The organism is Nonomuraea sp. SBT364 (assembly GCF_001083785.1).
Taxonomy (GTDB): domain Bacteria; phylum Actinomycetota; class Actinomycetes; order Streptosporangiales; family Streptosporangiaceae; genus Nonomuraea.
Genome location: NZ_LAVL01000031.1, coordinates 26,301 through 39,865, shown reverse-complemented (window position 1 = coordinate 39,865; position 13,565 = coordinate 26,301). Strand labels below are relative to the sequence as shown.

General features: G+C 71.6%; 11 protein-coding genes. 3 read left to right on the top strand and 8 right to left on the bottom strand.

Translation table 11 applies throughout. The features are described 5' to 3' along the window. Positions 1-9 precede the first annotated feature (9 nt). The gene (locus ADY59_RS16995; RefSeq protein WP_049563232.1) at positions 10-714 is read right to left on the bottom strand and encodes a metal-dependent transcriptional regulator; all 705 of its coding nucleotides are present in this window, start codon (positions 712-714) and stop codon (positions 10-12) included. 102 nt (positions 715-816) lie between these two features. Here ADY59_RS16995 and ADY59_RS16990 point away from each other — a divergent pair, with 102 nt between their 5' ends. Continuing rightward, the gene (locus ADY59_RS16990; RefSeq protein WP_049563230.1) at positions 817-1,440 is read left to right on the top strand and encodes a UdgX family uracil-DNA binding protein; all 624 of its coding nucleotides are present in this window, start codon (positions 817-819) and stop codon (positions 1,438-1,440) included. 56 nt (positions 1,441-1,496) lie between these two features. Here the strand turns inward: ADY59_RS16990 and ADY59_RS16985 are convergent, their stop codons facing one another. Together ADY59_RS16985 and pdxH are read right to left on the bottom strand one after the other, a co-directional pair. Next, positions 1,497-2,732, bottom strand: a complete 1,236-nt coding sequence (locus ADY59_RS16985; RefSeq protein ID WP_049563228.1) for an MFS transporter — start codon at positions 2,730-2,732, stop codon at positions 1,497-1,499. 10 nt (positions 2,733-2,742) lie between these two features. Continuing rightward, on the bottom strand, positions 2,743-3,396 hold the full coding sequence (gene pdxH / locus ADY59_RS16980) for a pyridoxamine 5'-phosphate oxidase (protein WP_049563227.1): 654 nt from the start codon (positions 3,394-3,396) through the stop codon (positions 2,743-2,745). Positions 3,397-3,572: 176 nt separating this feature from the next. On the opposite strand from pdxH, the gene ADY59_RS16975 reads away from it, so the two are divergent. Further along, entirely contained in the window at positions 3,573-4,679 is a 1,107-nt protein-coding gene (locus ADY59_RS16975; protein WP_049563225.1) for a citrate synthase 2, read from the top strand. Positions 4,680-4,726: 47 nt separating this feature from the next. On the opposite strand, the gene ADY59_RS16970 is transcribed toward ADY59_RS16975, so the two are convergent. After that, the gene (locus ADY59_RS16970) at positions 4,727-7,270 is read right to left on the bottom strand and encodes a hypothetical protein (RefSeq protein ID WP_049563223.1); all 2,544 of its coding nucleotides are present in this window, start codon (positions 7,268-7,270) and stop codon (positions 4,727-4,729) included. A gap of 64 nt (positions 7,271-7,334) precedes the next feature. Then, the gene (locus ADY59_RS16965) at positions 7,335-9,971 is read right to left on the bottom strand and encodes an ABC transporter substrate-binding protein (protein WP_156325552.1); all 2,637 of its coding nucleotides are present in this window, start codon (positions 9,969-9,971) and stop codon (positions 7,335-7,337) included. A gap of 153 nt (positions 9,972-10,124) precedes the next feature. On the opposite strand from ADY59_RS16965, the gene serC reads away from it, so the two are divergent. Beyond that, positions 10,125-11,234, top strand: a complete 1,110-nt coding sequence (gene serC, locus ADY59_RS16960; protein WP_049563220.1) for a phosphoserine transaminase — start codon at positions 10,125-10,127, stop codon at positions 11,232-11,234. Positions 11,235-11,282: 48 nt separating this feature from the next. Here serC and ADY59_RS16955 read toward each other — a convergent pair whose 3' ends face one another. The 3 genes from ADY59_RS16955 to ADY59_RS16945 form a co-directional block, all read right to left on the bottom strand. Then, positions 11,283-11,900: a rhomboid family intramembrane serine protease gene (locus tag ADY59_RS16955; RefSeq protein ID WP_049563218.1), complete on the bottom strand. Its 618-nt coding sequence runs from the start codon at positions 11,898-11,900 to the stop codon at positions 11,283-11,285. Positions 11,901-11,993: 93 nt separating this feature from the next. Then, the gene (locus ADY59_RS16950; protein ID WP_049563217.1) at positions 11,994-12,758 is read right to left on the bottom strand and encodes a crotonase/enoyl-CoA hydratase family protein; all 765 of its coding nucleotides are present in this window, start codon (positions 12,756-12,758) and stop codon (positions 11,994-11,996) included. Positions 12,759-12,766: 8 nt separating this feature from the next. Then, positions 12,767-13,540 (bottom strand): SDR family NAD(P)-dependent oxidoreductase, encoded by a 774-nt coding sequence (locus tag ADY59_RS16945; protein ID WP_049563215.1) that lies wholly within the window; start codon positions 13,538-13,540, stop codon positions 12,767-12,769. Between the last annotated feature and the right edge of the window lie 25 nt (positions 13,541-13,565).

The following is a 13,565-nucleotide window of genomic DNA, read 5'->3' as shown; positions in this document are numbered from 1 at the left end:
GCGCGTGCGTCAGCGCCTGGTGACGAAAACGTGCGCGGCAACGTCACGCGGGATCTCCGCGAGAGGGTCGTTCGCGTCACCGTCACCTGTCACCCGCACACCGTCGTCGCTCGCCGCGAGCGTCACCTCGCGTCCGGGTTGTATCCCAACTTGCTTGAGTTTAAGCATCAGAGCGGGATCACTTTGCACTTGTTCGCTAATTCGCCGCACCACCACGGGGACTCCTTGAGCCCCTGCCACCTCCGTCATGGTCGGGAGCATGCTCCCCGATGGCTCGGCGGACTCCTGCGCGCCCAGCTCGGCCAGGCCCGGGATGGGGTTGCCGTGCGGGCACACCGTGGGGTTGTCGAGCAGCTTGACCAGGCGGGTCTCGACCGACTCCGACATCACGTGCTCCCAGCGGCACGCCTCGATGTGCACCTCCTCCCAGGGCAGCCCGATGACGTCGGTCAGCAGGCATTCGGCGAGCCGGTGCTTGCGCATCACCCTGGTGGCCAGGGTGCGGCCGAGCTCGGTCATGGACAGGTGGCGGTCGCCCTCGACGCGGACGAGGCCGTCGCGCTCCATCCGGGCGACGGTCTGGCTCACGGTGGGGCCACTCTGCTGCAGGCGCTCGGCGATGCGCGCCCGGAGGGGGACGATGCCCTCCTCCTCGAGCTCGTAAATCGTACGGAGATACATCTCCGTCGTGTCGATCAGGCCGTGTGCGGTCAAGGCTCCTCCCAACTGCATGCTACGCCGGTCGTAGCGGGACTGAGCCCGTCCGCTTCGGGCACAGGAGTCAGAGGCAAAGCCTATGGGGAGAAACGACCGACGATGTCAAAGGACGGCAACAACTCAGCGGCCCGGTTCCTTCCCGGTCACCTGGATCTGACGTCGCTGCGGGAGGCGGCGGCCCGCTGCGAGGGGTGCGACCTCTACCGCGACGCGACGCGGACGGTGTTCGGCGAGGGGCCGGCCGGGGCCGCGTTCATGCTCGTCGGCGAGCAGCCCGGCGACCAGGAGGACCTGAAGGGGCACCCGTTCGTCGGGCCGGCCGGACGGGTGCTGGACCGGGGGCTGGAGGAGGCCGGGATCGAGCGGGACGACGTCTATCTGACGAACGCGGTCAAGCACTTCTCGTTCACGCCGCGGGGCAAGCGGCGCATCCACCAGAAGCCGACGGCGGCCGAGATCGGGGCCTGCCATCCGTGGCTGGACGCCGAGCTCGCCGTGGTGGAGCCTGAGGTGGTCGTGGTGCTGGGGGCGACGGCGGCGCGGGCGCTGCTCGGGCGGGCGTTCCGGGTGACGCGGCAGCGGGGGGAGCCGGTGCCCCTGGGCGGGGCTACGGCGGTGGCGACCATCCATCCGTCGGCCGTCCTGCGCGCGCCCGACCGGGACTCGGCGTACGAAGGCTTCCTCGCCGACCTCAAGGTGGCCGCCCTTCAGCGGGAGCGGTAGCACCTCGATGTGGCTGCCCTTCAGCGGGAGCGGTAGCACCTCGAAGCGGCCGCCCCTCAGCGGGAGCGGTAGGTTCTGAAGCTCGCCACCGACAGGCCGACGACGAGTACGGCCAGCGCGCAGGCGAGGCCGCCGCCCACCCAGGCGGTGGTGAGGCCGAAGGCGGTGGCCGTGGCTCCGGCGCGGACGTCGCCCAGCCGGGGGCCACCGGCGACCACGACCATGAAGACGCCCTGCATCCGCCCCCGCATCTCGTCCGGCGCGTACAGCTGCAGGATGGACTGCCGCCACACCGAGGAGACGACGTCGGCCGCTCCCCCGACGGCCATGAACAGCAGCACGAGCCAGAGCTGCTGGGCGAGCCCGGCGGCGGCGACCGCCAGCCCCCACACGGCGATGACGAACGTGAGCGCCAGGCCCTGCCGGGTGACGCGGGTGACCCAGCCGGAGAACAGCCCGCCGATCACCGACCCGGCGGCCATGGACGCCACCAGCCAGCCCAGCACGTTGAGGTCGCCGCCGAACCGCAGGTCGACCAGCTCCGGGAAGAGCGCCCTGGGCAGCGCGAACACCATGGCGATGATGTCGACGACGAACGACATCAGCAGCACCGGGCTGGTCACGATGAAGCGCAGCCCCTCGGCCACCGACCGCCAGCCCGGCCGGGACACCTCCCCCTGCGGGGCCAGCGCGGGCAGCCGGAAGGCGGCGTAGAGGCTGGCGGTGAACAGCAGGGCGTCGACCGCGTAGGCGGCCGCGTAGCCGCCGTTGGTGAGCAGGATGCCGCCGATCATCGGTCCGGCGACGGCCCCGATGCTGTAGACGAGGGAGTTGAGCGCGTTGGCCGAGGGCACCAGCTCGGCCGGGAGCAGCCTGGGGATGATCGCGCCCCTGGTGGACGAGCTGATCGCGAAGCCGGCCGCGCCCACGGCCACGGTCGCCAGCAGCACGTACACGTTCGGCACCCCGGCCAGCGCCTGCAGCAGGATGAGCATGGTGCTCGACCAGGCGACCGCGGAGCCGGCGACGAGCAGCTTGCGCCGGTCGACGGCGTCGGCGACGGCCCCGCCCCACAGTCCGAAGATCACCAGCGGGACGAGGTTCGCCAGGCCCAGCATGCCGACCCAGAACGACGAGCCGGTCAGGTCGTAGACCTGCTGGCTGACCGCCACGACGGTGGCGCCCAGGCCGACGTGCGAGACGGCCTGGCCGATCCAGAGCCGCCGGTAGGCGGGCACGGACAGCGGACGGGTGTCCACCAGGTGACGCTTGACGAAATCCCCGAATGTCACTTAAGGCACATTAAGGGGCAAGTCTCTCCAGCTCCCACCCCGGCCGGGTCCGCCGGTAACGCAGCCGGTCGTGCATCCGGTCGAGCTGTCCCTGCCAGAACTCCATCTCCACCGGCGTCACCCGGAAGCCGCCCCAGAAGTCGGGCACCGGCGGCTCCTCCGGCCAGCGCGCCGCCAGTTCCTCGTAGCGCTCGTCCAGCTCCTCCCTGGAGCGCACGACCGCGGACTGCCGCGACGCCCACGCCCCGATGCGCGAGCCGTACGGCCTGGCGTTGAAATAGGCGGCCGACTCCTCGTGCCCCAGTTTCGTCACCGAGCCCTCCACCCGCACCTGACGGCGCAGCGGGTGCCAGGGGAACAGCAGCGAGGCCCGCGGGTTCTCGGCCAGGTCGCGGCCCTTGCGGGACTCGTAGTTGGTGTAGAAGACGAACCCGCGTTCGTCGTAGCCCTTGAGCAGGACGGTCCTGGCGCTCGGCCGGCCTCCGGCGGAGGCGGTGGCGAGCACCATGGCGTTGGGTTCGGGCAGGCCGGCGTCGAGCGCGTCCTGGAACCAGACGGTGAATTGCGCGATCGGATCAGCCGCGACGGCGGCTTCGAGCAGCGGTTCGCCCTCATAGGTCCGGCGAAGCCCCGCCAAGGAGGGCGGGCGCGAGGTGGCATCCACGAGACGGTATTCTCGCGTGCTTGGTGGCAGATCCCACACAGCGCCCCCTACCAGCGGTTATGGCCTACCGGCGGGTCCCGAGACCGAGCACGAGCTGGGAGGGGGTTAAATTGACTGGCCGGTATCTCGACATCAAGGCATTGCCGGAACATGGCAAGAAAGGGAGGCGGCCGAGAATGTCCGACTTCAAACCCGGCCTCGAAGGCGTAGTGGCTTTCGAGACCGAGATCGCGGAACCGGACAAAGAAGGGGGCGCCCTTCGATACCGGGGCGTCGACATCGAGGAGTTGGTCGGCCGCGTGCCCTTCGGGCATGTCTGGGGCCTGCTGGTCGACAACAAGTTCCAGCCGGGCCTGCCCCCGGCGGAGCCGTACCCCATCCCTGTCCATTCCGGTGACATCCGAGTCGACGTGCAGAGCGCGCTGGCCATGCTGGCCCCCGCCTACGGCTTCAAGCCGCTGCTCGACATCAGCGACCAGGAGGCGCGCGATCAGCTCGCCCGTGCCTCCGTGATGGCCCTGTCCTTCGTGGCCCAGTCGGCGCGCGGCCTCGGCCTGCCGATGGTCCCGCAGAGCCGGGTCGACGAGGCCAAGACCATCGTCGAGCGTTTCATGGTCCGCTGGCGCGGTGAGCCTGACCCCAAGCATGTCAAGGCCATCGACGCTTACTGGACCTCCGCCGCCGAGCACGGCATGAACGCCTCCACCTTCACCGCCCGCGTCATCGCCTCCACCGGCGCCGACGTGGCCGCGGCGCTGTCCGGAGCGGTCGGCGCCATGTCGGGCCCGCTGCACGGCGGCGCCCCGGCGCGCGTGCTCCACATGATCGAAGGCGTGGAGCAGCTCGGCGACGCCAAGAAGTACGTGCAGAGCGAGCTCGACAAGGGCAACAGGCTGATGGGCTTCGGCCACCGCGTCTACCGCGCCGAAGACCCTCGGGCCCGCGTGCTGCGCCGCACCGCCAAGGAGCTCGACGCGCCTCGTTACGAGGTCGCCGCGGCCCTTGAGCAGGCGGCGCTGGAGGAGCTGCACGCCCGCAAGCCCGACCGGGTGCTGGCCACCAACGTCGAATACTGGGCCGCGGTGGTCCTGGACTTCGCCGAGGTGCCCTCGCACATGTTCACCTCGATGTTCACCTGCGCGCGCACGGCCGGCTGGGCCGCGCACATCCTGGAGCAGAAGCTCACGGGCAGGCTGGTGCGCCCGAGCGCCAACTACATCGGCCCGGCGTCGCGTCCGCTCAGCGACGTCCCCGGAGCCACCGAGGTCGTCGGCACCATCTGACGTCCTTCCCGGACGGCTCGCCGGCACGACCGGCGGGCCGTTCGTCGTCAGCGGGCGGCGCGCAGCCCGGCGTCCGGGCAGACGGCCCGGCCCGGCTCGACCTCGGTGAGCCTGCCGCACATCCCGGCGAGTGTCAGCTCCTCGCCCACCTGGACGAGCATCACCGGCTTGTCGGCCGACTCGTGCGGGTCCCTGCCTCCGGTGAACTCGATCACCCCGGTGGTCCCGTACTGCGTGCCCATCGTGCTCAGGCCGTACAGGACCGTGCCCTTGTCCGGCAGCGGGCCGGGGGCGGAGCCGATCGCGAGCCCGAGGGCGAGCGCGGCGTCGTGGGCGAGCATCGCGTGCAGCCGCGACGGCTGCGCATCGGCGCCGATCAGCCTGAGGATGCGGCTGATCTGGGCCTTGCCGCCCCGGCCCTCGCCCGCGGAGATGGAGTCCCAGACCTTCTCCCAGGCCAGCGTGACGTAGTGCAGGCGCAGGTTGGGGTGGTCCTTGAGCCGCTGGTGGTTGTCCTGGACGTACTTGGTCACGTCGTCGGAGGCCAGCACCCGGTGGATGCGGGACTGGCTGCACCCTTCGTCGATGCCCTGGACGAAGGTGACGAAGTCATCGCCTCTGCCCGTGTAGTAGATGAGCTGGGGCTCGCCCGCGCAGGCCTTCTTCACCTGAGCCTTGAGCTGCTCGCCCCCCGAGTACGGCAGGCTCGTGACGCCTTCGGCGCCGAAGGCGGCGCGGAAGCCGGCGGCCAGGTTGGCGCTGTAGAGGTCGCCCTCGGTGACGTCCTCCAGCAGCGTCACGTTCGTGGCGGCGGGCAGCTCGCCGGTGCCCGCCCTGACCCACGCCGCCGACGCCCTGGCCTGGCGCTCGTTGTTGGCGGCCAGCCGGAAGAAGTACGGCGCCGGCACCCGCTTGTGTGAGCCGAGCTGGTCCGCGGTGCCGACGGTGACCATGACGGGCAGCCCGGCGGTGTTCAGCACCGCGATGGCCTCCTGGTTGACCGCCCGGCTCTGCGCCATGCCGATCACGCCGACGATCGGCGCGCCCGCCTCCAGCCGGTCCACCACCTGCCGGGCGAGCTCCACGGACTTCCTGAACGCCTTTCCCGGGTTGCCGAGCAGCACGCGCATCTTGGGCCGGGAACCGCTCACGGCGTTGTAGTCCTGCTGGTAGGCGGCGATCCCGTACAACTCGCCCTGCGAGCCGGCCAGCAGGGCGTCCGGCCCGCCCGTCATCGGGCCGATGTAGACGATCTCCACATAGCGTCCGCTCTCGACGGCCTTGACGTTCTCCGCCTGGATGCGGGCGATGGGGGCGGTCAGCCGGCTGTGGAAGACGTAGCCGCCGTCGCTGATGCCGACGCACTCGCCGATCTCGTCCCGCAGCACGTCGGGGGCCTCGCAGTAGGTCCTGGTGGCGTTCCACACGTACAGGCCGGACGCGATCAGCGGCACGACGAGCAGCGCCACCATGATCGTCCAGTAGGCCCGCACCCGCTTGTGCCCCGCCGCCGGCGCCGGCGTCACCACGCGCTGGTTGCCCGCCGTGAGGTCGACGTCCTCGATGACCAGGTACGCCGGCCCGTGCCGGTGACTCACCAGGCGCAGCCACTCGTGGTGGACGTGCTCGCCGGCGTGCTCCTCGCCGGGGCCGCCAGGCAGCCGCACCGTGCGCACGTCGCGCACCAGCGCGGGCGAGTCGGGGCCGGAGGTGACCACGAGCAACGGGTCCCACTGCGCGCTCCGCTCGCGCACCGCGTGCAGGCAGCCGAGGAAGGCCAGGACGGCCGCGTCGGCGGCGGTGACGTCCCTCAGGTAGACGACGCAGTGGTAGGCCCGCGCCCAGGCGGGCCACAGGAACAGCCTGCGGCGCCTGTAAGCCTGCCTGAGGTCCTCCAGGAAGGCGCCGACCAGCAGACGCTCCAGCTCCTCGTCCGTCGCCCTGGCGGCCAGCCTGCTCGCGTACGCGGGCAGCCGCTCCCACGGGGTGCGCTGCTGCGCCTCCTGGTTGCGGAACCAGGCGCTGCGGACGTGGGTGCGGGCCAGCACGGCGGCGTGCCCGGCGGCCACCACGGCGCCGGCCGCGACGGTCAGCCCCCAGGCCAGCAACGTCGTCGCCTGGCCGAGCCAGGTGCCGATCACCGAGGCCGCCGGGATCCAGCCGGTCAGCGACCTGCCCAGGTAGTCGAGCATGACCGCGCGCGGGCGGTCATCGGCGGGGCCGCCCCGGCCCGGCCGGTCCTCGGCCAGCGCCCGCTCCATGTCGGGGATGGCGACCTCGCCGAGCTCGCGCTGCCGTAACACCAGCAGCACGAAGCCGGTGAGCTGGAACCTGATCCTGGGCAGCCCCCGCGGGCCGGTCCGCTCGCCGAGCTTGCCCGCCGCCTGCCGCACCAGGTCGGGGACGCTTGAGCAGGTGACCGGCGAGAAGTACGGCACCGGCTGGTCGTCCGGCACGATCAGCGGCTCCAGGTCGCCCTGGCCCTTCAGGAACACCGACACCTGGGGCAGCGACCGGTCGTGCCGCCACGGGGCCGGTCGCCGGATGAGCCTGGCGAACAGGTGCTGCAAGAACGTGCGGACATCGGCCATGCGTCGCCCCCCTGGCGCTAGCCCCCCGACGTTCGCCTACTTTGCTGACATAGTGCCGCAAATCTCACGGGCCCATCGGCCCGCCCGAGGGTGGCACGTCCGGCAGTCCCGGGCACAGCGGCTCCTTGGCGGGGCCGCGGGCGGCGTCCAGCGTCCCGCAGATGACGACGGGCTCGCTGTGGCTCCTCCCGCCGCCCACCTTCATGATCGCGATGACCTTGCCGATCGGCGCGTGCCGATCCATGGCGCCGAAGTCGACGACCCCGCCGGACCCCTCCCACGCGCTCTCCCCGGCCGTGCGGGAGAGCCGGTAGAGGATGTCGCCCCGGCTGGGCAGCCCGCCCGGCTCCGGTGTCCCCTCCACCCCGGCGGCCCGGTAGGCGGTGGCCGCCGCCTGGTAGATCACGCTGATCGCGTCGTAGCTGAGGATGAGGTTGTCGTCGGCGGCGTCCGGATGCGCGCCGCCGACCAGCCTGCTGACGAACGCGGTCGGCTCGGCCCCGGCGTGCGCCCACAGCGTCCGGTGCGCCAGCGCCATGTAGTGAACCTGCACCTGCCGCATCCCGGCGATCTCGCGGCCGTGGTCGGCCACCACCTTGACGACGTCGTCGCCGGCCAGCACCTTCACCTCGCCGCACGCCTTGCCCTCGACGTCCTTGAGGAAGTCGCGGAACTCCGCCGCGCGCCCCGCGTAGACCAGGACGCCCGGTTTGAGCCGGCACGCCTTGATCGCCGCCGAGGAGATGCCGCCCGCCCGGACGGTGTAGGAGACCCGGTCGAGGACCTCGACGCCGTGCCCGGTCAGCGCCGTCCCGAAGTCGTCGGCCAGGTTGTTCGTGTACTGGTCGGCGGGCGAGCCGTCCTGGACGATGATCGCGGACGGCTTCTTCGCCTTCGCGAGCAGCTCGTCCCGGACGAACCGCGCGCCGAGGGCCGCCTCGCGGAAGTTCGTCGGGGCCACGTGGAAGTAGTACGGCGACGGGTCGCCGGGCCCGCCCGGTTCGGCGGGGTCGCCGATGTGGCCGAGGCTGTCGGCGGTGGCCGTGCTCGCCACCATGGGGATCTTGGCCGCGTGCAGTTCCTCGATCGCCTGGCTGACGCCCTCCACGCTGCGGGGCATGCCGACGACGCCCATCACGTGCGGGTCCTGGCCGACCAGCTCGGTGATCAGCCGCGCCGTCCTGCGGCCGTGCCCGAAGTCGTCGCCGGCGTTCGCGATGAGCACGCGCAGCCGGGGCGTGCTCGACACGGTCCGCTGATACTCCTCGACCGCCGCGAGCTCGGACACCGCCGCCGCCAGCCGGGTGTCGTCCGACCACGCCTTCCTGATCGTGAACTCGCCGAACAGGACGACGCTGACATAGAGCCCCGACGCGGTGGCGTACGCGTTGTTCTGGTCGATCTTCCTGACGAGTTCCCGCACCTCGCCCTCGAACAGGTGCTCAGGCGTGTCGCCGGTGGCGTTGACGATGCCCACGCACTCGTTCCCGGCCCGTTCCGCCCAGCGCAGGCCGCCGCAGTGCGCGTCCCTGTCCACCTGGCTCCAGACGGCCCAGGCCAGCGGCAGGGCCACCAGCAGCCCGATCGCCGTCCAGTAACCGGTGGCCCGCCGGCGGCGCGGCTGCACCGGCCCGTACTTGCCGCCCGGCGGCCCCGCCTCGGCGCGCACGGTCAGCCGCAGGTCCGGGACGCGCAGCCGGGTCGCCTGCCGCCACTGCTCGACCGCCCCGGGCAGCGCGTCCAGCTTCGCGGCGCGCTCCTGCTGCCTGGCCGGCACGGCGGGCACCGCCGCCAGCACCACCATCGGCGGCAGCAGCCCCGTCTCCTCCGTGGTCTCCTCCACGAGCCGCAGGAAGCGCGCGTTGCACCCCGCCGGATCGGCCGCCTCCAGCGCCAGCAGCGCGTACTGGCCCCGCCCCCAGCTCGGCCACGGAATGATCCACTTCTTGTACGCCTCCCGCAGGTCCCGCATCAACGCGTGGACCAGCAGCTGTTCGATCTCCTCCGGTTCGGCGGCCGCCAGCCGCAGCGCGTACTGCGGCAACCGTTCGAACCGGTTCCTGCGCACGTACGGCTGCTTGCCGAACCAGCCGGTGAAGAGCGAACCCCTGATCGACAGCGCGCCCTGCGCGGCGGTGCCGGCCAGCGCCACCAGGGCGCCCAGCAGCCACGGGAGGACGCCGACCAGATCGGTGGAGCCACCGGCCCACCACACGGCCAGCGTCCCGACGGGCACCCACGTCGTCGCGGCCCGCGCCAGGAAGTCGGCCGACGTACGCACACCGCGATCGCCGCCGCGCCTGCCCCTGCGCCACTCCTTCAGCCGCTTCTTGAACTCCTGATAGCCGGTGTGCGTCTGCGGGTCGGGCGGCCAGCCGGCGGCGCCCTTCTGCTCCAGATCACGCTGCTCCCTCGCCCACACCACGAACTGGGCCAGCGGGAACCGCGGCGGCGGCAGCAGCGACCCGCCGCGCGGCATGCCGAGGTCGCCCTGCTCCCCCGCCAGCGCGCGCACCAGCTCCAGGATCGACCCGTGGGCGCCCTCGCGCACCTTGGCCGACGGCACGCAGCCGTGGAACGGCTCGGCGAGCGCCTCGACCGTGGCGAACGCCTCCGGACCGGTCACGAGCACGATGGGCAGCGGCGGGTCCGCGCGCCAGAACGCCGGCCGGCGGATCAGCCCCTCGACAACGCTTCGCACATCGGCCACCTGGACGCTCCTCCAGCCGTGCCCACGCCTGTGTCTCTCGCCCGTACCGCACCCGTCATCCGCCCCGAGAGTGCGATCGTTTCATCCTTTCTCACCATCCGGACCCGGGACCAGGCAATCTCGGCGGCTGGATACCCTTGTCTGGTGGCTGACATCGTGATTCCCGCTGACATCAAGCCCGCCGACGGCCGCTTCGGCTGCGGGCCCTCGAAGGTTCGCACCGAGCAACTGGCCGCGCTCGCCGCCTCCGGCGCGAGCCTCATGGGCACCTCGCACCGCCAGAAGCCGGTCAAGAACCTGGTCGGCCGCGTGCGCTCCGGCCTGGCCGACCTGTTCTCGCTGCCCGAGGGCTACCAGGTCGTGCTCGGCAACGGCGGCACCACCGCCTTCTGGGACATCGCCGCCTTCGGGCTGATCCGCGACCGGTCGCAGCACCTGTCGTTCGGCGAGTTCTCCTCGAAGTTCGCGACCGTGGCCAAGAAGGCCCCGTGGCTGGGCGAGCCCTCGGTGATCAAGTCCGAGGTCGGCACCCACCCCGAGGCCGTCGCCGAGGACGGGATCGACGTCTACGCCCTCACCCACAACGAGACCTCCACCGGTGTGGCCATGCCGATCCGGCGGGTCGGCGGCGACGACGCGCTCGTGCTGGTCGACGCCACCTCCGGCGCCGGCGGCCTGCCCGTCGACGTGTCGGAGACCGACGTCTACTACTTCGCCCCGCAGAAGAGCTTCGCCTCCGACGGCGGCCTGTGGATCGCGCTCATGTCGCCGCGCGCCCTGGCCAGGGTCGAGGAGATCGCGGGCTCGGGCCGCTACGTGCCGGAGTTCTTCAGCCTGCCCGTCGCCGTCGACAACTCGGCCAAGGACCAGACCTACAACACCCCGGCCGTGGCCACCCTGTTCCTGCTGGCCGACCAGCTCGACTGGATGAACGGCAACGGCGGCCTGGCCTGGACCACGGCCCGCACGGCCGACTCGGCCCAGCGCCTCTACACGTGGGCCGACAAGTCCTCCTTCGCCACGCCGTTCGCCGCCCCCGAGTTCCGCTCCCAGGTGGTCGGCACCATCGACTTCGCCGAGAGCGTCGACGCGGCCGAGGTGGCCAAGGTGCTGCGCGCCAACGGCATCGTCGACACCGAGCCCTACCGCAAGCTGGGCCGCAACCAGCTGCGGGTGGCCATGTTCCCGGCCGTCGACCCGGCCGACGTCGAGGCGCTGACCGCCTGCATCGACCACGTGGTCGAGCGCCTCTAGCGCACACCGCGGACCCCGGGCGCCTCCCGGGGTCCGCGACGAAACCGGTCAGACGAGGGGCTTGGGCTGCTGCCTGCGCAGCACCCAGGCCGCGACCACGCCGCCGATGAGCCCGAACAGGTGCCCCTGCCAGGAGATGCCCGGCTGGTTGGGCAGCACGCCCGCCAGGATCGACCAGTAGGCGATGCCGACCCCGATGCCGATGACGATGTCGAGCACCAGCCGGTCGAACAGCCCCCGGGCCAGGATGTAGCCGAAGTAGCCGAACACCAGCCCGCTGGCGCCCACGGTGATCACTCCGGGGCTGGTGAACCAGGTGCCCACGCCGCCGATGACGATGATCAGCAGGCTGGCCAGGAAGAACTTGCCGAGACCGCGCAGCGCCGCCAGGAAGCCGAGGATCAGCAGCGGCAGCGAGTTGGCGATCAGGTGGCCGAAGCCGATGTGCAGGAACGGCGCGAAGAAGATGCCCATCAGCCCCGACGGCTCCCAGCCGACGATGCCGAACCCGTCCAGGGCGCCGAGCATGACGTAGTCGACGATCTCCACTGCCCACATCACCGCGAGCACGCCCACCATCAGCAGGAACGCGGCCAGCGCGCCGGACAGCAGCGCCCCCGCGCCACGCTTGGCGGACTCGAACGGGGACCTCGAATAGTCGCTCATGCGCTCTCCCAGGTGGTCGTCTCCCTTTTTACCGTACGTACGAACCAGCCCGAGTGCGTGAAAAGCCCCCTCCCTGCTCGGGAGGGGGCCGCCTTACTCGCCCTTCCAGCGGGGGGCGCGCTTCTCGGCGAAGGCCGCCGCGCCCTCCATGGCGTCCTTGGACCCGAACACCGGGTTGATGATCGCGCCCTGGCGCTTGAACATCTCCTCCAGCGTCCAGTCCTGCGACTCGATGATCACCTTCTTGGTCGCGGCGAGCGCGAGCGGCGCGTTCGCGGCGATCTTGCGAGCCAGCTCCAGCGCGCCTTCCAGCGCCTGTCCCGGCTCGGTGACCCGGTTGACCAGCCCCAGCTCGTACAGCCGCGAGGCCGGGTAGTGGTCACCGGTCAGCGCCATCTCCATGGCCACGTGGTACGGGATCCGCCTCGGCAGGCGCATGACGCCGCCCGCCCCGGCGACCAGGCCGCGCTTGGGCTCCGGCAGGCCGAACGTGGACTCCGACGAGGCCACGATCACGTCGCACGACAGGGCCATCTCGAAGCCGCCCGCCAGCGCGTAGCCCTCGACGGCCGCGACCAGCGGCTTCTTCGGCGGCGCCTCGGTCAGGCCGCCGAATCCGCGCCCTTCCACGACCGGGAGGTCACCCGTCAGGAACCCCTTCAAGTCCATTCCCGCACAGAAGGTGCCGCCCGCGCCGGTCAGGACGTACGCGGAGATCTCGGGACGGGCGTCGAGCGCGTCCAGCGCCTCCGCGATGCCCCGCGCGACCGCCCCGTTGACCGCGTTGCGCGCCTTGGGACGGTTGATGGTGAGCACGGCGACGCCGCCGGACTCCTCGACGAGCACTTCGTCGGACACGGGCCCTCCTACTTGGGCTGGAAGCGGATGCCGCCGTCGAAGCGGACGACCTCGGCGTTCATGTAGTCGTTCTCCACCAGCGAGCGCACCAGGTGGGCGAACTCACCGGCGCGGCCCATGCGCTTGGGGAACACGACCGGCGCCACCAGCTTGGCCTTGAAGTCGTCGGCATTGGCCGAGAAGCCGTAGATGGGGGTGTCGATGATGCCCGGGCAGATCGTGTTCACCCGTACGCCGATGGCCGCCAGGTCACGGGCCGCCGGCACGGTCATGCCGACGATGCCGCCCTTGGAGGCGCTGTAGGCGAGCTGACCGGTCTGCCCCTCCAGCGCGGCCACCGACGCGGTGTTGATCACCACGCCGCGCTGCCCGTCCTCGTCGACCGGCTCGGTCTTCGAGATCGCCGCCGCGCCGATGCGCATGAGGTTGAACGTGCCGATCAGGTTGACCTCGATGACCTTGCGGTAGGTCGCCGGGTTGTGCGGCTCGCCGTTGCGGTTGACGGTGCGCTCGGCCCAGCCGATGCCGGCGCTGTTGACCAGCACGCGCAGCGGCTTGCCGGTGGCCACGGCCGCGTCCACGGCGGCCTGCACCTGCTCGTCGTCCGACACGTCGGTCTTCACGAAGACCCCGCCGAGCTCGTCGGCCAGGGCCTTGCCGCGCTCCTCGTTGAGGTCGGCGATGACCACGGTGGCGCCGGCGCCGGCCAGCTCGCGGGCGGTGGCCTCGCCGAGGCCACTGGCACCGCCGGAGATGATTGCTGCGGATCCGTTCACGTCCATAGCACGGACCCTAACCTGGCAACCG